The organism is Halorubrum sp. PV6 (genome assembly GCF_003990725.2).
Classification (GTDB): Archaea; Halobacteriota; Halobacteria; order Halobacteriales; family Haloferacaceae; genus Halorubrum.
In genome coordinates, this window is sequence record NZ_CP030064.1 from 70,788 (window position 1) to 89,921 (window position 19,134).

The window sequence follows — 19,134 nt, forward strand, 5'->3', positions numbered from 1 at the left end:
GTATAAAAAGAGAACTCGGTTAACGCGGTTTAATCCGGATTGTATCCGGGTTAACGGCACTGTACCGGTTGTTCTGTTGGATCGGCGGTTCGACGGCGGTTTCGCCCCCGATCGGCCCCGGTTTCGCCCCCGGACTCGGGTCGGTCGTCGGTCGCGCGCACTTCGTCGCCTATGAACTCGCCTCGGGAATCGACCCGCGACGACTACCGCCGAAATCCCAGACTCGGCGATACGCGGACGACCGCTGATCGCCGGTGAACCGCTCCAAAGTCCCACCCGACCGCGACCGCACAGCGCCCCACGCCTCCCCAGCCTCGCGGTTCGCGCTCTTCGAGCGCTCACCGCGGACCATTTATAAGAAGAAGGTCAGACTTTGCTTCCCTATTTAATTACTGCCGACACCGTCTGGGTTCGCAGTTTCCGTCCGGTTGCGTCCGCTTACCGTTCTCGCTACGCCGACTCCACGCGGTCGACGAGGTCGCTCGCGGCTGCTGCCGCCCGCTCCTGTACCGCATCGGCGTCGAGCGTTAGCACTTCACGATCGCGCATGAGTATCGAGCCATCACAGACGGTGTGGCGCACGTCGCCCCCGCGCGCCGCGTACGCGAGGTGCGAGACGGGGTCGTGGACCGGCGTCAGGTGCGGGGCGTCGAGGTCGACGACCGCGAGGTCGGCGGCGGCACCCCGTTCGATCCGACCGCCGGGGAGCCCGAGGGCGTCGGCGCCTCCCGCGGTCGCCATCTCCACGGCCGCCTCGGCGGGGACCGCGCTCGCGTCGTTCGCGGCGAGTTTCCCGAGCATGGCGGCGTCGCGCATCTCGTCGAACACGTCGAGGTCGTTGTTCGAGGCCGCCCCGTCGGTCCCGAGCGCGACCGTCACGCCCGCCTCGCGGAGCCGCTGGACGGGGGCCATCCCGCTTGCGAGCTTCATGTTCGACGCCGGACAGTGAACGATCGCCGTCCCCGTCTCGGCCAGCCGACCGATCTCGGCGTCGTCGAGGTGGACGCCGTGCGCGAAGAAGTCGCCCGCGCCGAGCGCGCCGAGGTCGTCCGCGTACGCGATCGGGCGCTCCCCGCGCTCGTCGACGATGGGGTCGACCTCGTCCGTCGTCTCGTTCGCGTGGAGGTGGACCGGCACGCCCGCCTCGCGGGCCGCCTCGATTCCGTCGCGGAGGTACGTCTCGTCGACCGTCGTCAGCGAGTGCGGCATGAACGCGGTCCGGACCCGGCCGTCGGCCGCTCCGTCGAACTCGCGGGCGATATCGAGGCTCTCCTCGATGTCGGCGCGGGCGGCTTCGGCGTCCTTTCCGAGCGTCACGACGCCGTGACCGAGTCGCGCGCGCAGGCCCGCCCGATCGACCACGCCGGCCACGCGGTCCATCGAGAAGTACATGTCCGCGAACGCGGTCGTCCCGGACCGGATCATCTCGAGGACGCCGAGTTCGGCGCCCGCCTCGATGTCGTCCGGCGTGAGTTCGGCCTCGGCCGGCCAGATGTCCTCGCGGAGCCACGGGTCGAGCGGCTTGTCGTCGGCGTACCCGCGGAGCAGCGTCATCGCCACGTGGGTGTGCGCGTTGACGAGCCCGGGGACCACGAGCGCCCCCGACGCGTCGAGCGTCTCGTCGGCCGCCCCGCCGACCTCGCCCGGCGACCCCACGGTTCGGATCGTTCCCTCGTCGCGGTCGACCGCGATGTCCGCCCGTTCGACTCGGCCGTCGGGCCGGAGTACCCGTCCGCCGGTGACGCGGAGGTGGTTCATACCCGCCCGTTCCGCCCGCCGCACCAAACGCCTTCGGTTCGCGGGCTCGCTCGGACGACACGCCTTTATCCGCGGATCGAAACAGGCCGGTATGGCTCTCACCGGCGTCTTCGCGGCCCTCACTGGGGGCAAGCTCCGAACTGCCGTCGTCGCGCTGGCGGTCGTCGCCGCCGCGGTCGGCGGGGCGTTCGCCCTTGGCGTCTTCGGCGTCCCGAGCGTCGCCGCCGTGAACAACTCCTTCGGCGACGTGACGAACGAGACGACGGTCGTCGAGACCGACCTCGTCGTCTCGAACCCGAACCCGATCGGGGTCGGCCTCGACGGCGTCACGGTCAACTACACCGTCTCGATGAACGATGTCGAGATGGCTACCGGCGGCCGCGAGGGGGTCAGCGTCGCGTCCGGCAACTCGTCGCTCGCGTTCGAGACCGAGTTGGCGAACGACGCGATCCCACCGTGGTGGACCAGCCACGTCGAGAACGGGGAGCGGACGACCGTCACCATCGACGCGACGGTCGCCTCCGAGGTCCTCGGGCGGAGCGCGAACCTCACCCGCACCCGCGAGATAGAGACCGACCTCATCGGCGCGTTCACCTCCGACGAGACCCGCCCGGTGAACGCCGACGCGCCGCTGGTCGACGACCCGGTCCTCTACGTCAACGAGACGCGCGGTCGCTGGGGGACCGTGAGCGACGCCGAGACGCCGATCGAGATGGAGTTCGACGTGTACAACCCCAACCTCGAACCGTACGTCGTCTCGGAGATCGGGTACGACGTCACGATGAACGGCGTGCAGATGGGCTCCGGATCGACCGAAGAGGCGTACCTCGTCCCGTCGTACGGCACCGAGACGGTCGAGCTCACGACCGCGCTCCGGAACGAGCGGCTCGACGAGTGGTGGGTCACGCACCTCGACGAGTCGGTCCGCGGCCACCAGGTGAGCGACCTCCGGATCGAGTTCTACGCGGTGATCGAACTCCCCTCGGGCGAGTCGGTCACCGTCCCGCTGGACTCCCTGACGTACGAGGAGACCATCGAGACCGACATCTTCGACGAGGGGCTCGACCGAAGCGACGCGGCCGCGACCGGGAACTCGACCGACTCGGACGGCTCCGACGACGAGGCGGGCGACGGGAGTACCGCGGACGACGGGGGGTCGGACGACACGAACACGAGCGACGAGGGGACGACCGACAGCAACACGAGCGACGGCGGGTCGGACGACACGAACACGAGCGACGGCGACTCCGGCGACGATGACGACGGACTGGTCCCGCTGACCGTCAACCCGTAGGGGCTCGACCCGCCTCCCGCGTTCGGTTTTCGTCGCCATCGTCGCCGTTCCCATCCGCCGTCACATCGTCTCCGTTCCCATCCGCCGTCAGAACCTTCTTGCCCGCGCGCGGCCGCCTTCCACCATGGCAACCGACGCCCAGCAGGCGTGTTTCGAGGCCGGGATCAAGTTCGGCTCGCTGTACCACCAGTTCGCCGGCACGCCGATCAGCCCGTTGAGCACGCGCAGCATGGAGGCGGCGATGGCGGAGTCGATCGAAAACCAGCCGTTCTGCGAGTCGGTGACGGTCACCATCCACGACGACCGGGTCGCCGACGCCATCGACCACGAGAACGGCTACACCGAGCTGACCGGGTCGCTGATGGACGTCGAGATGCGGATCGAACACGAGGGCGTCACGGTCCGCACCCGCATGGCGATGCGGGACGGCTACCCGCTGATGGAGTTGGTCTCCGTCGACGACGGCGCGGCGTAATCGCGGCCGGCTTGTTGAGTGTCCGCGAGCGCCGTTCCGCCCGTACGACTCACCGCGAAACTACGAACTTATTCATTGTTTCTCGCAACAATTGCGTAGATCTGCACGACTCACCGGATATTTCAATAAAAGATTGTTATTGTTGTGTATTTTGCATAGATCATCTCGATCGAGTGGCGCCGTTTGATAATAAAAGCATTTTTATTCTGTACGTGCTGCTATACTCAAGTATGGCAAACGAAACCGAAATTTCGCGGCGACGACTCCTCCAGGCGACTGGTGGCGCGGCAGCGACCATCGCCATCGCAGGCTGCTCGGGTGAGGCACCCGAGGAGGGCGGTGACGGCGGCGACGGCAGTGATGGGAGCGACGGCAGCGACGGGAGCGACGGTGACGACGGGAGCGACGGTGGCGACGAGAACGCGAACCAGCTCAACCTCATCAACTCCAGCGTCTCGACCATCGACCCCATCGAGTCCACCGACACGGCGTCCGCGTCGGTCATCCGCCAGCTCTACGAAGGGCTCGTCACGTATCCCGACGGCGTCCCCGAAGTCGAGAACGTGCTCCTCGACTCCGTGGACATCTCCGACGACCTCCTGACGTACACCTTCACGATCAAGGAGGCAACGTTCCACAACGGCGCCTCGCTGACCGCGAACGACTTCAAGTACTCGTGGCGGCGCCTCGCCGAGGCCCCCCAGAGCCAGCGCTCCAACTTCCTGCTCGGCTCCGGGTTCCTCAACGTCTCGGCCGAGACCAGCGAAGAGAACGGCGTCGGCCCCGCGAGCGTCGTCCCCGACTCCGAAGCGATCGAAGTCATCGACGATCGCACGTTCTCCGTCACGCTCAACGCGCCGGCGCCGGCCGCGCTCGACATCCTCACGTACGACTCCTTCGGGGCGCTCCCCGAGGGGTACGTCGGCGACGTCGAAGGGTACGACGGCGAGGTCGACCAGGCCACGTTCGCGACCGAGTCCGCCGCCGGGACCGGTCCGTTCGAGTTCGACATGTGGGAGCCGGGCACCGAGGTCCGCGTCACCCGCTACGACGACTACCACGGCGAGACGGCCTCGCTCGACTCCGTCCACTGGCAGATCCTCGAAGACGACGACGCCATCTGGACGTACGTCAACGAGCGGAACGCCGACATCTTCCCGGTTCCGACCCCGTTCTACGAACAGAGCAACATCGACGCGGAGGCCGACGACCGCGGCCGCCAGGCCGGGACCTACGGCCCGCTCGAGAACGGCGACGAGGTCAACTACCTCGGTGTCTCCGAGCTGAGTACCTTCTACGTCGGGTTCAACGCGGCACAGACGCCGCGCTCCGTGCGCCGCGCCATCGCGTACATCACGAACCACGAGGAGCTCATCAACGAGGTCTTCGAGGGACGCGGCCAGGAGGCGTTCAGCTTCCTGCCGCCGGGCGTCTGGCCCGAAGGCCCCGACGGCTACCAGGAGTTCGCCGACGCGTTCCCGTACGGCAAAAACGAGACGGACCGCGACAGCGCACAGCAGATCCTCGAAGAGGACGGGTACACCCCCGACGACCCGTTCGAGCTGACGCTGACCACCTACGAGAGCGAGGCGTTCGAGCAGTTCGGCCGACTCACCCGCGACAAGCTCTCCGGGCTCGGCATCGAGCTCACCCTCGAGACGTCGCCGTTCAACACGCTCATCAGCCGCGGTGAGGAGGGCGACCTCCAGTTCTACAGTCTTGGCTGGATCTGGAGCTGGAGCGACCCGGCGTACGGTCTCTTCGGCTTCGAGCCGGAGAACACGAACACGGACCTCATCCCCACGGACGCCGACGGCTACTACCTCGACTGGCAGGCCGCCGACAGCGAGAACGTCCAGAAGGCGCAAGACGCCTGGGAGCGGTTCGAGAACAACCCGGACCCGGACGCGGAAGACATCCGGACCGAGGCGTTCGTCGACATCGAGGAGGCCCGCCGCGACGACATGATCATGCTGCCGCTGTACCACGGGCTCACGGAGCGCTTCTGGTACGACTACGTGGACGTGGCGCCGACCGGCGCGCTCGGCCCGCACTACCAGAAGTACAACCAGACCTCGCTCGACAACTAACCGCCGACCGACGTCGGGGCTTCGGTTCGTTCCCCTGACACGGTCGTTTTCCGGCAAACCACGACACATAACACCCCCCCACCACCTACGCTAGCTTAGTTCAATGACCCCCTTGTTCACAAACGTCCGCCCATGAGCCGCTGGCGATACTTCATCAAACGGGTCCTGCTGTCGATTCCCGTCCTCTTCCTGGTGATGTCGCTCATCTTCATCATCCTCCGGATGGGACCCCTCGATCCGGTCGCCGCCCTGCTCGGCCCGGAGTCGAGCGGCGCACAGACGGCACAGATACGCGAACAGCTCGGCCTCAACGAACCGCTCTGGCGGCAGTACCTCGACTTCATGTGGGGGCTGTTGACGTTCGATCTGGGCCAGTCGTGGGTCATCCAGCCGGGCCGGACGACGAACGAACTCCTCGTTAGCTACGCCCCGCGGACCCTCTGGCTCGGGTTCTGGTCGGTCCTGTTGCCCCTCTTCATCGGCATCCCCCTCGGCTTCTACGCCGGGTTAAACCCGAACAGCTGGGGCGACTACGTCGCCTCCTTCGGCGGTATCGTCTGGCTCGCCATGCCAAACTTCTGGCTCGCGATCATGGCGCTTGCCATCCTCCGGCGCACCGACGGCGGCGGCCTCTTCGGCTTCGACTGGTACACGATAGGTCCAAACGTGGACAGTCTCATCGGACCGCCACCGACCAACTTCGTCGGTATCACCGACTGGGTGTCGGTAGCCGGCATGGCGATTCCCGCGGGGTTCTACTTCGATTTCAGCCTCTTCCTCGTCGCGGCCAAGGTCATTCTCCCGCCGGCCATCGTGCTCGGCTCCGCCTCGATGGCGTCTGAGCTCCGGATCGGTCGGACCGCGGTGCTCGAAACGATCAACTCGAACTACGTCGAGACGGCGCGGGCGAAGGGGCTCTCAGAGCGCGTCATCGTCTGGAAACACGTCTTCCGGAACGCGCTCATCCCGCTCGTCCCGATCATCACCAACGAGGCGTTCTTACTTATCGGCGGGTCGGTCATCGTCGAAGTCATCTTCGGTATCAACGGTATCGGGTCGCTGTTCTTCAACGCGGCCTACCAGGCGGACCTCCCGCTCGCGGGGTCGCTCATCTTCATCTTCACGCTGATAATCATCTTCATGAACATCATCCAAGACCTCCTGTACACGGTCCTCGATCCGAGAGTGGGGTACGACCAATGAGCGTCGCACACGACGGTCCCACGGCGGACGCCGGCGCATCGGTCGACGACAACGAGACCACGCTGCGCGAGCGCGTCGCGGCGAACCCCCGTCCCGCCCTGCTGTGGCTCCTCGGGGTCGGCGTACTCTTCGCACTCGAAATGGGGCGGTTCGCCGGCGGCATCCGGTCTATCGGCGCGGCCGTCGGCTTCGTCATCGGCGGCGTCGCCATCGGCCCGTCGTGGGTTGAGGGCAACGTGGCCGGCACGCTCGGTCCCATCGCGGGCGACATCGCGTTCGTGCTCACCGCGGTGCTGTTGCTGCTCCTCGTCGCGGTCCCGGTCAGGGCGGTCCTTCCCGTCTCGCTCGTGAAGACCGTCGGCCTCGAACGCAGCAGCGAGACCGACGACTTCCTCGAACAGGTGCTCGTCGCGGCGGGCGTCGGCGCCGTCGCCGTCCTCGTCGTCGCGACGCCGGTCGGCGCGCTCGTCGACGCGCTCGTCGCCGCGATAACGAGCGTCCTCGACGCTCTCTCCTCGCTCCCGACGATCACGAGCCGAGAGGTGATCCCGAATCAGGGACACCGACTCCCGAGCGGGGGCTGGGACGACACGTTCCTCGGCCTCTCGCCGGCGGCGGCGTGGGCGATTCGCGTGGCGGTCGTCTACGCGTACGCCTTCATCGCGCTCGCGTGGGCGTGGATCGGCTACCGCATCTTCCGCGAGCACTACCGCGAGGCCGACTGGACGCCCCGCGACGACAGCGTGAATCGTTTCCGGAACCACTACTGGGGTATCCTCGGACTCGTCATCGTCTTCTCGTTCGTCGTGATGGCGATGTGGGCGCCCGCGCTCGGCCCGACGACCGCCGAAGAGAACCTCTTTAGCCCGTACGAAAACGAGTTCGAGTACCTCGACGGGAACGAAGTCGTCACCGTGTCGCACGGGACGGCCAACCTCAACAGCCGCTCGCAAGGGGGTGACGACACCATCGGGCCGATGAGCTACGACGACTACAACCGCTGGGCGCCGTTCGGGACGAACCAAGACGGGAAGGACCTATTCACCTTCCTCGTGTTCGGGGCCCGAACGTCGCTCGTCATCAGCCTCACGGCGATCGGACTCGCGACCAGCATCGCGCTGGGCATGTCGCTGATCACCGCCTATTACAAGGGGGTGATCGACGTCCTCACGGTGATCACCAGTGACACGATCATCTCCGTCCCCGCGTTCCTGATGGTGCTCCTGCTGTCGGTGGTGTTCCAGGAGGCGAACCATCCGATAGCGGCGGTGTACGACGGGGGACTGCTACTGGCGTTGATATTCGCCTTCGTCTACTGGCCCGGCCTCTGGCGATCGATACGCGGGCCCTCGCTACAGGTCGCCGAACAGGAGTGGGTCGACGCCGCGAAAAGCTACGGCCAGAGCCCGTTCCAGACCATGCGGAAGCACATGACGCCGTACATCGCCGGCTACATCATGATCTACGCGTCGCTGCTGCTCGGCGGTATCATCATCGCCACCGCGGCGCTGTCCTTCCTCGGTCTCGGGGTCAACCCCCCGACGCCGGAGTGGGGCCGGATGGTAAGCGAGGGGCGCTCGTACATCTCCACGCAGTCGTGGCACATCGCGACGATACCCGGCGTGTTCATCGTCTTCGTCGTGATGGGCTTTAACGCGCTCGGCGACGGCATCCGCGACGCCATCGACCCCGAGAGCAACGTCGGCAACGGCGACACCGCGACCACCGGGGGTGGTGCGTGATGCCCGGTGAGCCGATCGTCTCGGTGCGGAACCTCCAGACGGCGTTTTTCACCGACAAGGAGACGATCCGCGCCGTCGACGGCGTGCAGTTCGACCTCACCCCCGGCGATACCGTCGGGATCGTCGGCGAGAGCGGGTCCGGAAAGAGCGTGACCGCACGCTCGATAATGGGGCTCATCGAGTCCCCCGGCCGGGTGCTCGACGGGTCGAGCGTCCGATTCACCGACCTCGACACGGTTCGGGAGTTCGCCTCGGAGTTCCCTCGCCGGACTGTCGATGTCGAGCGCGTCGCGGGAGATGTCGACCCCGCCTCGCTGTTCGATCACGATGACGTGGGGGTCACGCCCGGCGACCTCGGCCTCGCCGGCCGCGACGCGGCCACCGTCGCCGACTTCCTCGCGGCCGGGTACGGCGAGGCACTCGGGTTGGCCGACGCGGACGACTGCGTGTTCGTCACCGACGGCGACCCGTCGGACCCCGACAGCATCGTCGACGGGTTCGTCGAACTGACGGCCCTCTCCGGGAAGGCCCAGCGGGCCATCCGCGGGAACAAGATCGCGATGGTGTTTCAGGACCCGCTGACGAGCCTGAACCCCGTGTACACGGTCGGCAATCAGATCGAGGAGACGCTCGCGCTCCACCAGGGGCTCTCCGGCAACGCGGCCACCCGCGAGGCCGTCGACCTCCTCGAAGCGGTCGGCATCCCCGACGCCCGCCGCCGGGTCGACGAGTACCCGCACCAGTTCTCCGGCGGGATGCGACAGCGCGCCGTCATCGCGATGGCGCTCGCCTGCGACCCCGAGGTGCTGATCTGCGACGAACCGACGACCGCACTCGACGTGACGATTCAGGCGCAGATCCTCGACCTGATCGCGGAGCTGCAGGCGGACCGTGACCTCGCGGTGATGTTCATCACACACGACATGGGCGTCATCGCCGAGGTCGCCGACCGCGTGAACGTGATGTACGCCGGCGAGGTCGTGGAGACGGCGACCGCAGAGCCGCTGTTCGAGTCGCCGAAACACCCGTACACGCAGGGGTTACTCCGGTCGATCCCCGGTCGTCAGAGCGGGGCGAGGTTAGAGACCATCGAGGGCAACGTCCCAACCCCGAACGAGCCGGCGACGTACTGCCGGTTCGCCCCCCGGTGCCCGAAGGCGTTCGACGCCTGCGACCAGGTCCACCCGGAACACGTCTCCATCGACGGGGCCGCGTCGAACCACTCCGCGGCGTGTCTGTTGTACCCGGAATCGATGGACCGGGCGGAGGCGGTCAAGGGCCACGAAGAAGGGACACACGAGCGAGGTGACCGATGAGCGACACAGCACACGACCCCGAGACGACGGAACCGACGAACGCGTCGACCGACCGATCGACCGAGGCGCTCGCGGACGCGGGCGACCGCTCCGACGACCCGCTCGTCGAGGTGCGGGACCTCCGGACGTACTACGAGGGCGACCGGCTGTTCGGCGATCCGCCGGTGAAGGCGGTCGACGGCGTCTCCTTCGACATCCACCGCGGTGAGACGCTCGGCGTCGTCGGCGAGTCCGGCTGCGGAAAGACCACGCTCGGACGGACGCTGCTGCAGTTGGAAGACCCCACCGGCGGCGAGATCCGATTTGAGGGGCGCGACGTCACCGAACTCAGCGGCGCCGACCTCCGCGCGTGGCGGCGGGACGCACAGATCGTCTTTCAGGACCCGGACTCGAGTCTCAACGACCGCATGACCGTCGGCGAGATCGTCCAGGAGCCGCTCGACGTGTACGAGTGGCAGACGCCACGCGACCGCAAAGCGCGCGTCAAAGAGCTGCTCGACACCGTTGGGCTCCGCCCCGAACACTACTACCGGTACCCGCACCAGTTCTCGGGCGGCCAGCGCCAGCGCGTCGGCATCGCCCGCACGCTGGCGTTAGAACCCGAGTTCATCGTCCTCGACGAGCCCGTCTCGGCGCTCGACGTGAGCGTCCAGGCCGAGGTCATCAACCTCTTGGAGGACCTCCAAGAGGAGTTCGGACTGACCTACCTGTTCATCGCCCACGACCTCTCCGTGGTGCGGCACATCTGTGACCGCGTCGCGGTGATGTACCTCGGGAACGTCATGGAGATCGGGCCGACGGAGGAGCTGTTCACCGACCCGGCGAACCCGTACACGCACGCGCTGCTCTCGGCGATTCCGGAGCCCGACCCGACCGTGGAGAAGGACCGACTCACGCTCCAGGGGACGCCGCCGAACCCGCGATACCCGCCGAGCGGCTGTCCGTTTAGCACCCGCTGTCCGGCGCGCATCCGGCCGGAGGAGTACGAGGACCTCGACGACGCGGTGTGGTCGTCGATCAGCACGCTCGGCGAGATCCTCCGCGAGCGCGAGCGCGCGGAGCAGACGGTCACCGACCGCATCCGGGAGCTGCTGGGCCGCGACGCCGCCCTCGACACGGTCGATGAGGTGTACGCCGAGCTGTTCGACGACCTCGACGTCCCGGACGACGCCGAACGGGTCCTCGACGACGTGGCGACCTACGCGCGGCAGAACGACGAGGCGCACGCGCTGGACGTCCTCGACGACGCGTTCGGCGGAGTCTGCGAGTCCGAGGCGCCCGACGCTCACACCGTCGGCGACGCCGGCCGAAAGAGCCTCTGTCACCGTCACGCGCCCGAGTACCGCGACCCGAAGACCGTCATCGACGCCAGAACGAACTGAGATGCGTCCCGCCGACGGCTCGTCTCTCGCCCGCCTCCGCGTCGCCGGCCTCGTGGCGGCGCACGCGGTGACGTACGCCGCGACGGTCGCCGTCCTCGTCGGCACCGGCGCTGCCGTCCTCGGTATCGCCACCGGCGGCGGGTTCGCTCGCGTCAAGGTGCTCCTGTTTCTGGCCGGCCTCGCGATGATGGCGTACGCGACGGCCCGGCTGTGGCCGCGGTCGCCGAGCGACCTCGAATCGAACACCGTCGACGGCGTGACCGTCGACGGCCGGTCGATCCCGAAGGTCCCCGACCGGACGCGCTTCCAGCGGTTCGTCCGCTCGCTTCCCCCGTCCCGCTGGCTTCCGCCGGCGCCGCCGACGAAGCGCGTGACGCCGGCCGGAAAGCTGTTCGTCGCGAGCGTGTTGGTGCTGCTCGCGTCGTACCTCCTCGAAGCCCAGTTCGGCATCGTCTGAGCCGGCTCACCGAAAAGGGTTTTATCCGCGACCCTCGAACCGATAGACGTGCCTGATACCGGAAACGACCGCGACGACGAGCGACTCCAGCGGCTCGCGAGCGGGGCGTCCGTTCGGAAGAACGGCTGGGCGCAGACGAACGAGGAGATGCAACTGCTCGCCGACGAGCGCCGGGAGGCCGGGTTCGAGGTCGTCACGGCGACGACGCTCCACACCGACACCGTGACGCCCGACATGGGCGACGACCCCGAGCGATTCGGGTTCGTCCACGTCGTTCCCGACAACCACGCCGACGAGGTGGCCGAGGTCCTCTCGACGCTCGACGTGACCCGGTACGAGGCGTACCGGTCGACGGTCGGCGAGAACGCGTTCCTCGTCGTCGAACTTCTCGACGAGTCGGCGTCCCGCGCGCTGCTTTTCGCGAGCTACTACGACCCCACCGAGGCGACCGGGATGGTCGCCACGGCGCGCGAACGTGGCGTCCTCTTCACGCATCTCAAACGCATCGACGGTACCCACCTCGGAACGATACGCCACGAAGCGATCGAACCGTTGCTCGGTCCCGACGCGTAGGCGGCCGCGCCGTCAGTCAGCCGTCTCGCCGCCGTCTGACCGCTCACGTCACGTCGCGGACGGTCCCGACGCCCTTACTCGACCCCTCCCGGAAGACGAACCGCTGTCCCTCCTCGATCAGATACGGCCGGAACTTAAACCGGACCGTCGTTCGGCCGGTGTCGCCGGGGAGCAGCCGTCCGCCCTCCGGCTCGAAGACCGCCGCCTCGGAGACGGTTTCGAGGTGAACCACCGGTTCGTACCCGGCCTGAATCCGCGTCGGGTGGTTGAGGACCATCACTTCGGCTTCGAACGTCCGGACCGGCTTCGGGTCGCTGTCTCTGGGGACGAGCGCCATCCCGCGTTCGATCTCCGACTCGTCGACGCCTTTTAAGGCGATTCCGACGATGCGGCCCGCGGTCGCCTTGTCGACTCGGTGGTAGTGCATCTCGATCGACCGCGCCTCCACCTCGCGGAAGGAGCCGTCGGCCATCGGCCCTAACAGGAGTTCGTCGCCGGCCTCCACGGTGCCGGAGTTGACCGTGCCGGACGCCACCGCGCCGACGCCCGTCACCTTGTAACTCCGGTCGACGTACAGCCGGAACTCCTCGCGCTCCGGCGTCGCCCGCTTCGGGAGCGCCTCGAACAGTCGGTCGAGCGCGTCGACGCCCTGCTTCGTCACCGCGCTGGTCTGGAGCAGCGGGACGACCCCGTCACCGACCTCCGTGACCGCCGTGTCGATCCCGTGCCGCTCGACCAAAAGCGGCGTCTGTCCCGCGTCCCGGAGCATCGACTCCACCTCTCGTTCGACCGCCGCGAGCCGGTCGTCGCTCACGGCGTCGGCTTTCGTGACCGCGACGATCGTCGGGAGTTCCGTCGCCAACAGGATGCCGAGGTGTTCGCGGGTCGTCTTCGTCGGGCCGTCGTCGGCGGCGACGACGAGCAGCCCGTAATCGAGTTTCTGGCCGACGAGCCCTCGGATCGTCGTCCGGAGCCACGGCTCGTGGCCGACCGTGTCGACGAACGAGACTAACCGATCGGCCTCCTCGACGATCCGGGCGCGATCGGACTTCCGATGCGGGTTGTCCATTCGGACCGGCTCGCCGCCCTCGTCGTCGAAGCCGTAGACGGCGTACGAGAGGTCTGCCGAGAGCCCGCGCTCTATCTCGTGGGGTTGCACGTCGAGGAATCCCCGCGTCCCGCCCTGTCCGTCGTCGGCTCGCCCGGTGACGAGCGTCCCGACGAGCGTCGACTTGCCGTGGTCGACGTGGCCGGCCGTCCCGACCACGAGGTGGTCGTCGTCAGCCTCGAACATGCCGCCCTCCCGGAGGGTGGCGAGGCCGACGAGCCCGTCAGTGTTCCCGTTGCCGGCGGAGCCGGCGCTCCACGTCTCTACGTCGGCGATGTGGGCGTCGGCCTCGTCGGCCAAAAGCGAGAGCACGTCCATCGTCTCCGTGAAGGCGTCGGGGTCGATCCCGGCCAACCCCCCGTCGTCGGTGACGCCGAGGACGTAGGTCGCCTCGCCGTCGCCCGAGAGGACGCGGTGGCGAAGCTGTGCCACGAGCGACTCCATGCGCCCGTCGGCGAGGTGGACTTCGCGAGTCAGTCGCTCTTTGAACTCGATGGAACCGCCGTCTCGTTCGCCGCGCTCGATGGCCCGCTGGAGGACGGACCGGTCAGCGCTCATAACCGCTGATAGGGAACAGCCGGGCTTAACGGTTTTCGTGGTATGCGTACTCACGTCACGTTACCGATACCGAGCGCTCGGGAGCGCTCCCACCGCCCCCGACAGCAATGCGGTCACACTCGGTCGGTTCCTCGTCGGCCGACGTCGCCGGACCGTGCGCTCCGGCGCGGGTCGCGGTTCACGACTCGGTCAGGTCGACGTACGTCCGCCGTACGGTCACGGGCGTCACGCCGGCCACGTCGGCGGCCTCCTGCTGCGTGCAGTCGGCTCCCAGCTCTCGGGCGGCCGTGTACAGGCACGCGGCGGCGACGCCCACCGGGTTGCGGCCGTTCGCGATGCCCTCCTCGACGGTCCGCTCGGCCAGCTCTCCGGCGCGACGCTCCAACTCGGGCGCACAGCCGAGGTCGCTCGCGAACCGCGGGAGGTACTCGGCGGGTCCGGTCGGCGCGATCGGCAGGCCGAGTTCGCGGTTCATCGCGTCGAAGGCGGCCCGGTGTTCGGCCTCCGTCGCCTTCGCTTCGGCGCAGATCTCACCGACGGTCCGCGCCACGTCGGCGGTGCGGCAGGCGACGTAGAGGCAGGCGGCCGCAAAGCCCTCAAGCGAGCGACCGCGGAGCAGGCTCTCGTCCTGTGCGGAGTCGAACAGCGTACAGGCCGTGTCGCGAACGCTGTCGGGCAGCTCTAAGGCTCCCGTGAGCCGCCGTATCTCGGTGTAGGCGTACACCTTGTTGCGATCGCGTTTCGAGGATATCTGCGCGCGGTTGTGCTGGGTGCGCATCCGTGCGAGTCGCCGCCGCTTGCGCCCTTTCACCTTCGTCGACCGGCCGATCTCCGTCGAGAGCCCGCGGTCGTGACGCGAGCGCGTCAGGGGTGCGCCGGTGCGCTTGGGGTTCGTGTCGTCGTCGTCGAACGAGCGCCACTCGGGGCCGTGGTCGATTCGGTCGGCCTCGACGACGAGCCCGCAGTCGGCACAGACGCGCTCTGCGGCGTCGACGCGCGTCCGGCCACCGCACTCCGGACACGTCTCGCGGGCGTCGGCGTTCGTCGCCGTGGCGTCGCCGTCCTCGACGGTCGCCGCTCGGGTCGGGCGCTCGGCGCGGTCCGCGGTCGCGGCGTCGTCGGTCTGGGTACGGGGCGAACGAGTCTGCGTCGAGCGTGCGTCACTCATCACACATCGAACTCGGACCCGATGCCTTACTTAAACCCGCCCTGATCGCGGGTCGATCGGTCGACTCTGCGGGATCGAACCGACCGGTAATCGGTCGGTGTTTCTTCCCACTATCCCGCCGCAGTACGGTGGTTTTAACTCGTCGAGCGTGCGAGCATCTCGCATGACGCTGTCGGAGATCGCGGACGGCCTCGAGGTGACCGCGAGCCAGCGCGACCGCGGGGTCGCCGTCGCGGACGACACCGACACGCCGCTCGCCGAGCGACTCGCAGAACAGGCCGACGACCTCCCGTGCACGCCCGCGGCGACGGCGACGCTCGTCGACGCGTACACCGCCGGCCGGAGCGTCGGCGACGCCGCGCGCGAGGCCGGCGTGACGCCGATGACGGGCGCGAAGGCGCTCCACCGGTGCGGCGTCGAGGGCGTCTGTCCGCTCGCGCCGAGCCGCCGCGAGGTCGTCCGCGACTGGCTGGACGGTCGACTCGCGCGCAGCGAGGCGGTCGCGCTCGCCGGCGGCGACGAGGCGGACTTCGCGCTGGCGACGTACGTCGAGACGCACGACCCGCTCCCCGCGGCCGCCGAAGCCGTCGACGCTCACGTCGCCGGCTCCGCGCCGCTCGGCGTCGGATCCGCCGGCGACGACGACGCGCTCGGCGGCGCGCTCGGGTCGCCGGACGGCCTCCGCTGAGTCGCTGTCGCCTGTTTTCTCCCTTTAAGACCGCAGCCGGTCGACCAGCCCCGGCTCCGCGAACTCGACGTCGACCGTCGCGTCGAAGCAGTCCTCGAAGGCCGCCGCCACCGCCCGCGTGTACGCGCCGTCCCCCGCCGCCGTCGTCGGCGCAGCACCGACTTCGGGAGCCGTCTGTGGGAGGCACACCTCCGCGTCGCGCTCGGCGGCTTCCCCGTCCGCCTCGCGAGCGATCGCTACGGTGCGGTCCACGCTCGCGCCCACGTCCGCGACGCGACCGCGGAGTCGCTGGAGGGCGTCCCGGCCGTGCGTCGTCGCCGGCGTCACCGCCGCGGTCCGATCGGCGGCGGTGACCCCCGCGACCGCCTCGTTCGAGCCGACGGGGGCGGCGTCGACGAGGACCGCGTCGTAGGTCGTCGCGGCCTCGTCGATCCGGCGCTCCAACTTCCGCGCCGCCTCCGCCGTCTTCGCGCGTGCGACGCGCTCGAAGGGCGCCCGCGCCGGAACGACCTCTGCCCGCCCCGGCAGGTCGAGGCCGTCGGCACTGTCCCCGCCGCCGTCAGCGCCCGGTGCGATCGGGTACGTCGCCGCCGACAGCGACGAGCCGGTTTCGTCGGTGAGAAGCGTCGTGAGATCCGTCCCGATCCGGCCCGACACGTATTCGGAGAGCCCCTGCGTGGTGAACGCGGCGTCGACGACCGCCACGTCGCGGCCGTCGCGCGCGCCGAGCGTCGCCAGTTCGATCGCGGTGCGGGTCGTTCCGGCCCCGCCGGTCGCTCCGACGAGCGCGAGCGTCGTCGCGTGCATGCGCTCTGTTTCTCGCAGTTTCGCTGTTAATCCTGTTGTCCTCCCGCCGCCGTGACGCTCACTCGGCAATCGCCTCGCCGATCGCGTCGAGTTCGTCGTCGGAGAGGTCGGGCCGCTCGCCGCCGACCGCGTGGAGCGGCGCGCCGCCGTCGCCCTCGAACCGCGGGATGATGTGGACGTGGACGTGCGGGACCTCCTGTCCGGCCGCCTCGCCGTCGTTGATCCCGACGTTGGCGCCGTCGGCGCCGACGGTCGACTGGACGCGCGGCGTGAGTTCGGCCACGGCCGCGAACAGTTCGCTCGTGAGGTCGCCGTCGAGGTCGCCGACGTGTTTCGCGTGCGACTTCGGGATCACGAGCGTGTGTCCGCGAGCGAGCGGATTGGCGTCGAGGAACGCCAGCACGTCGTCGGTCTCGTGAACGGTTCGTGCCGGGATGTCGCCGGCGACGATCGAACAGAAGATGCAGTCTCCGGACATACCCGAGCGGTCGGCGCGGCGACTCATCAAGGTTTCCCGAACGGTGGCCCCTACCGGGCGCTCCGGCTCACTCCTCGGCGTCCTCGCGGACGGTCCCGCCGACGACCAGCGCGGCACCGATGATCACGAGGTTCTTGACGATGTACTGCCCCTCGACGGTCAACTCGAACGGGAACGTGACGAACACGACCTCCGGCAGTAGCACCATCGGGAGGAAGGTGCCGGGCATCTGGAGGAACAACAGGAGTATGCCGACCCGGATGAGGGGCCGGTACAGCAGACACAGCCCGATGAGCACCTCCCAGACCCCGAGTATCGGGACGAACACCTCGGCCGGCACCACGTACACCGTGGCGGCCACGAGGTCGGCGGCCGGGCTCCCGCCGATAACTTTCAGTCCGCCGAACCAGACGAAGACGATCCCGAGCGCGACCCGGAGGACGGGGATTCCGAGTCGGTCCATCTCTCTCGTGATCGCGCGGTCAATCCGGTCGAAGCGTTCCCGGGCCGAGCCGAGCCGGTCCGTTGGATCGGGATCTCTCCCGCCCTCCGACCGGACCGTTTCTGAAGCGGACATTAGCTCTCGCTACCGGTAGGGGCGCAGTACGGAAAAACTCACCACAGCGGGGCCGTGAAGGGACGAAACGGCGAAACGGCGCTCCGGCGCGAACGACGCCCGCGACAACCCCTCACTCGTCCGCGCCGGGGAACGGGACCTCGAACAGGTCGCCGTCGTCCGGCAGGAGCACGTCGCCGTCGAACGCGCCCGCCGCCTCCCTGCGGATCGGCGAGGCGTCGGCGGCGTACCGCGAGGAGATGTGGACCAGCGCCAGCCGCTTCGCGTCGGCGCGGGCGGCTATCTCCCCGGCCTCTCGCCCGGTCGAGTGCGCCGTGTCGCGGGCGCGGTCCGCCATGTCGTCGGCGAAGGTGGCGTCGTGGACGAGCAGGTCGGCGTCCGCGGCGACCGCGACGGTGCCCTCTCGCGGCCGGGTGTCGGCGGTGTACACGAGCGTCCGTCCCGGTCGCGGCGGCCCCACGACCTGCTCCGGTTCGACAATCGAACCGTCCTCGGCCTCGACGGATTCGCCGGCGTGCAGGCGGCCGAACTTCGGTCCGACCGGGACGCCCAACTCCTCGGCCTTCGGGCGGTCGAACCGCCCCGGCCTGTCGTCTTCTTCGAGCACGTAGCCCTGCGATTTCGTCCGGTGGACCGTCTCGAACGCGCGGACCTCGTAGCCGTCGGCGTCGAGCGCGACCGATCCGGGGGCGACCTCGTTGAGCCGCACGTCGAACGCCGGGTCGTGGCCGACCGCGTGGACGAGGTCGTGGAGGTCCGCTCCGGTCCCCGGCGGGCAGTGGATCGTGAGCGGGTCCTCGCGGTCGTTGAACCCGAGCGTCTGGACGAGCCCCGGAATCCCGAGGACGTGGTCGCCGTGGAGGTGCGAGACGAACAGGTGGTCGATCCCGAACCCGGTTCCGTGCCGCATCATGCCGCGTTGGGTGCCCTCCCCGCAGTCGAACAGCAGGCGGTCGCCCTCGCGGTTGACGAACAGTGCGCTCGGCGCGCGCTCGGTGGTCGGGACGGCGCCGCCCGTTCCGAGAAACGTGACGCGAAGGGACATGGCTACCCATCGGGGCGGGGTTTGTAAACCGGTATCGATGACGCGGTCGAGGCGGCCCGACGGCGACACCGACATGTGTCCGCCGCCCCGAACGCGACCGTGTACGATTCGATCGCCGCGCTGACCAAGGAAGACGGGTGGCGCGCGGAGGGCGCCGCGGCGCGCGTCCACTACGACGGCGGCGGCACGCGGTTCGCGGTGGAGTTCTACGCCGACGCCGAGCGTGTCCTCTACTGGACGGTCCCCGCCGACTCGGAGGAGGAGACCGCTGTCGGGACGGCCGCCCCCGTCCCCCGCGAGGAGATTCCGGACCCGCTCCGGCAACGCATCCGAGACGACCTCGCCGCCGCCGGCGTCGACCCGGACACGGAGCGCCGCGTCGTGTGACGCCCACCCGGTGATCGGCGGTTTCAGC

General features: G+C 68.7%; 18 protein-coding genes. 11 read left to right on the forward strand and 7 right to left on the reverse strand.

Annotated elements, in window-relative coordinates:
- Positions 1-450 precede the first annotated feature (450 nt).
- On the reverse strand, positions 451-1,758 hold the full coding sequence (locus DOS48_RS14120) for an amidohydrolase (RefSeq protein ID WP_127116371.1): 1,308 nt from the start codon (positions 1,756-1,758) through the stop codon (positions 451-453).
- Positions 1,759-1,849: 91 nt separating this feature from the next.
- Here DOS48_RS14120 and DOS48_RS14125 point away from each other — a divergent pair, with 91 nt between their 5' ends.
- The 9 genes from DOS48_RS14125 (at position 1,850) to DOS48_RS14165 (ending at position 12,290) form a co-directional block, all read left to right on the forward strand.
- The gene (locus DOS48_RS14125; protein WP_127116372.1) at positions 1,850-3,052 is read left to right on the forward strand and encodes an LEA type 2 family protein; all 1,203 of its coding nucleotides are present in this window, start codon (positions 1,850-1,852) and stop codon (positions 3,050-3,052) included.
- A gap of 124 nt (positions 3,053-3,176) precedes the next feature.
- Entirely contained in the window at positions 3,177-3,527 is a 351-nt protein-coding gene (locus DOS48_RS14130; RefSeq protein WP_127116373.1) for a dihydroneopterin aldolase family protein, read from the forward strand.
- 230 nt (positions 3,528-3,757) lie between these two features.
- Positions 3,758-5,617, forward strand: a complete 1,860-nt coding sequence (locus tag DOS48_RS14135; RefSeq protein WP_127116374.1) for an ABC transporter substrate-binding protein — start codon at positions 3,758-3,760, stop codon at positions 5,615-5,617.
- Between the two features lie 132 nt (positions 5,618-5,749).
- Positions 5,750-6,820, forward strand: a complete 1,071-nt coding sequence (locus tag DOS48_RS14140) for an ABC transporter permease (RefSeq protein ID WP_127116375.1) — start codon at positions 5,750-5,752, stop codon at positions 6,818-6,820.
- A complete protein-coding gene (locus DOS48_RS14145) occupies positions 6,817-8,562 on the forward strand; it encodes an ABC transporter permease (RefSeq protein WP_127116376.1) in 1,746 nt (581 codons plus the stop codon). The genes DOS48_RS14140 and DOS48_RS14145 overlap by 4 nt, the downstream gene beginning before the upstream one ends.
- The gene (locus tag DOS48_RS14150; RefSeq protein ID WP_127116377.1) at positions 8,562-9,878 is read left to right on the forward strand and encodes an ABC transporter ATP-binding protein; all 1,317 of its coding nucleotides are present in this window, start codon (positions 8,562-8,564) and stop codon (positions 9,876-9,878) included. The genes DOS48_RS14145 and DOS48_RS14150 overlap by 1 nt, the downstream gene beginning before the upstream one ends.
- A complete protein-coding gene (locus tag DOS48_RS14155; protein WP_127116378.1) occupies positions 9,875-11,260 on the forward strand; it encodes an ABC transporter ATP-binding protein in 1,386 nt (461 codons plus the stop codon). Before DOS48_RS14150 ends, DOS48_RS14155 begins: the two co-directional genes overlap by 4 nt.
- A gap of 1 nt (position 11,261) precedes the next feature.
- Positions 11,262-11,717 carry a hypothetical protein gene (locus DOS48_RS14160; protein ID WP_244629349.1) on the forward strand — a complete coding sequence of 152 codons (456 nt, stop codon included), beginning with the start codon at positions 11,262-11,264 and terminating at the stop codon, positions 11,715-11,717.
- Between the two features lie 48 nt (positions 11,718-11,765).
- Positions 11,766-12,290, forward strand: a complete 525-nt coding sequence (locus DOS48_RS14165; RefSeq protein WP_127116379.1) for a hypothetical protein — start codon at positions 11,766-11,768, stop codon at positions 12,288-12,290.
- A 43-nt stretch (positions 12,291-12,333) separates the two neighbouring features.
- Here the strand turns inward: DOS48_RS14165 and DOS48_RS14170 are convergent, their stop codons facing one another.
- Both DOS48_RS14170 and DOS48_RS14175 read right to left on the reverse strand, forming a co-directional pair.
- Positions 12,334-13,956, reverse strand: a complete 1,623-nt coding sequence (locus DOS48_RS14170) for a GTPBP1 family GTP-binding protein (RefSeq protein WP_127116380.1) — start codon at positions 13,954-13,956, stop codon at positions 12,334-12,336.
- Positions 13,957-14,134: 178 nt separating this feature from the next.
- Complete coding sequence (locus tag DOS48_RS14175) at positions 14,135-15,124, reverse strand: transcription initiation factor IIB family protein (RefSeq protein WP_127116381.1); 990 nt, start codon at positions 15,122-15,124, stop codon at positions 14,135-14,137.
- 163 nt (positions 15,125-15,287) lie between these two features.
- On the opposite strand from DOS48_RS14175, the gene DOS48_RS14180 reads away from it, so the two are divergent.
- The gene (locus tag DOS48_RS14180) at positions 15,288-15,812 is read left to right on the forward strand and encodes a hypothetical protein (RefSeq protein WP_127116382.1); all 525 of its coding nucleotides are present in this window, start codon (positions 15,288-15,290) and stop codon (positions 15,810-15,812) included.
- Positions 15,813-15,836: 24 nt separating this feature from the next.
- On the opposite strand, the gene DOS48_RS14185 is transcribed toward DOS48_RS14180, so the two are convergent.
- The 4 genes from DOS48_RS14185 to rnz form a co-directional block, all read right to left on the reverse strand.
- Positions 15,837-16,619 carry a ParA family protein gene (locus DOS48_RS14185; protein WP_127116383.1) on the reverse strand — a complete coding sequence of 261 codons (783 nt, stop codon included), beginning with the start codon at positions 16,617-16,619 and terminating at the stop codon, positions 15,837-15,839.
- A gap of 58 nt (positions 16,620-16,677) precedes the next feature.
- Complete coding sequence (locus tag DOS48_RS14190; RefSeq protein ID WP_127116384.1) at positions 16,678-17,097, reverse strand: HIT family protein; 420 nt, start codon at positions 17,095-17,097, stop codon at positions 16,678-16,680.
- Between the two features lie 67 nt (positions 17,098-17,164).
- Entirely contained in the window at positions 17,165-17,674 is a 510-nt protein-coding gene (locus DOS48_RS14195; protein WP_127116385.1) for a DoxX family protein, read from the reverse strand.
- Between the two features lie 112 nt (positions 17,675-17,786).
- Complete coding sequence (gene rnz / locus DOS48_RS14200) at positions 17,787-18,719, reverse strand: ribonuclease Z (protein WP_127116386.1); 933 nt, start codon at positions 18,717-18,719, stop codon at positions 17,787-17,789.
- Positions 18,720-18,818: 99 nt separating this feature from the next.
- On the opposite strand from rnz, the gene DOS48_RS14205 reads away from it, so the two are divergent.
- Positions 18,819-19,106 carry a hypothetical protein gene (locus DOS48_RS14205; protein ID WP_127116387.1) on the forward strand — a complete coding sequence of 96 codons (288 nt, stop codon included), beginning with the start codon at positions 18,819-18,821 and terminating at the stop codon, positions 19,104-19,106.
- Positions 19,107-19,134 lie beyond the last annotated feature (28 nt).

Excerpts from the sequence above, each read along its gene's own strand:
- DOS48_RS14190 (WP_127116384.1), bottom strand. The coding sequence starts at position 17,097 with ATGTCCGGAGACTGCATCTTCTGTTCGATCGTCGCCGGCGACATCCCG.
- DOS48_RS14185 (WP_127116383.1), bottom strand. The coding sequence starts at position 16,619 with ATGCACGCGACGACGCTCGCGCTCGTCGGAGCGACCGGCGGGGCCGGA.
- DOS48_RS14130 (WP_127116373.1), top strand. The coding sequence starts at position 3,177 with ATGGCAACCGACGCCCAGCAGGCGTGTTTCGAGGCCGGGATCAAGTTC.
- DOS48_RS14125 (WP_127116372.1), top strand. The coding sequence starts at position 1,850 with ATGGCTCTCACCGGCGTCTTCGCGGCCCTCACTGGGGGCAAGCTCCGA.
- DOS48_RS14120 (WP_127116371.1), bottom strand. The coding sequence starts at position 1,758 with ATGAACCACCTCCGCGTCACCGGCGGACGGGTACTCCGGCCCGACGGC.
- DOS48_RS14175 (WP_127116381.1), bottom strand. The coding sequence starts at position 15,124 with ATGAGTGACGCACGCTCGACGCAGACTCGTTCGCCCCGTACCCAGACC.
- DOS48_RS14180 (WP_127116382.1), top strand. The coding sequence starts at position 15,288 with ATGACGCTGTCGGAGATCGCGGACGGCCTCGAGGTGACCGCGAGCCAG.
- DOS48_RS14160 (WP_244629349.1), top strand. The coding sequence starts at position 11,262 with ATGCGTCCCGCCGACGGCTCGTCTCTCGCCCGCCTCCGCGTCGCCGGC.
- DOS48_RS14170 (WP_127116380.1), bottom strand. The coding sequence starts at position 13,956 with ATGAGCGCTGACCGGTCCGTCCTCCAGCGGGCCATCGAGCGCGGCGAA.
- rnz (WP_127116386.1), bottom strand. The coding sequence starts at position 18,719 with ATGTCCCTTCGCGTCACGTTTCTCGGAACGGGCGGCGCCGTCCCGACC.
- DOS48_RS14195 (WP_127116385.1), bottom strand. The coding sequence starts at position 17,674 with ATGTCCGCTTCAGAAACGGTCCGGTCGGAGGGCGGGAGAGATCCCGAT.
- DOS48_RS14155 (WP_127116378.1), top strand. The coding sequence starts at position 9,875 with ATGAGCGACACAGCACACGACCCCGAGACGACGGAACCGACGAACGCG.
- DOS48_RS14140 (WP_127116375.1), top strand. The coding sequence starts at position 5,750 with ATGAGCCGCTGGCGATACTTCATCAAACGGGTCCTGCTGTCGATTCCC.
- DOS48_RS14145 (WP_127116376.1), top strand. The coding sequence starts at position 6,817 with ATGAGCGTCGCACACGACGGTCCCACGGCGGACGCCGGCGCATCGGTC.
- DOS48_RS14150 (WP_127116377.1), top strand. The coding sequence starts at position 8,562 with ATGCCCGGTGAGCCGATCGTCTCGGTGCGGAACCTCCAGACGGCGTTT.
- DOS48_RS14135 (WP_127116374.1), top strand. The coding sequence starts at position 3,758 with ATGGCAAACGAAACCGAAATTTCGCGGCGACGACTCCTCCAGGCGACT.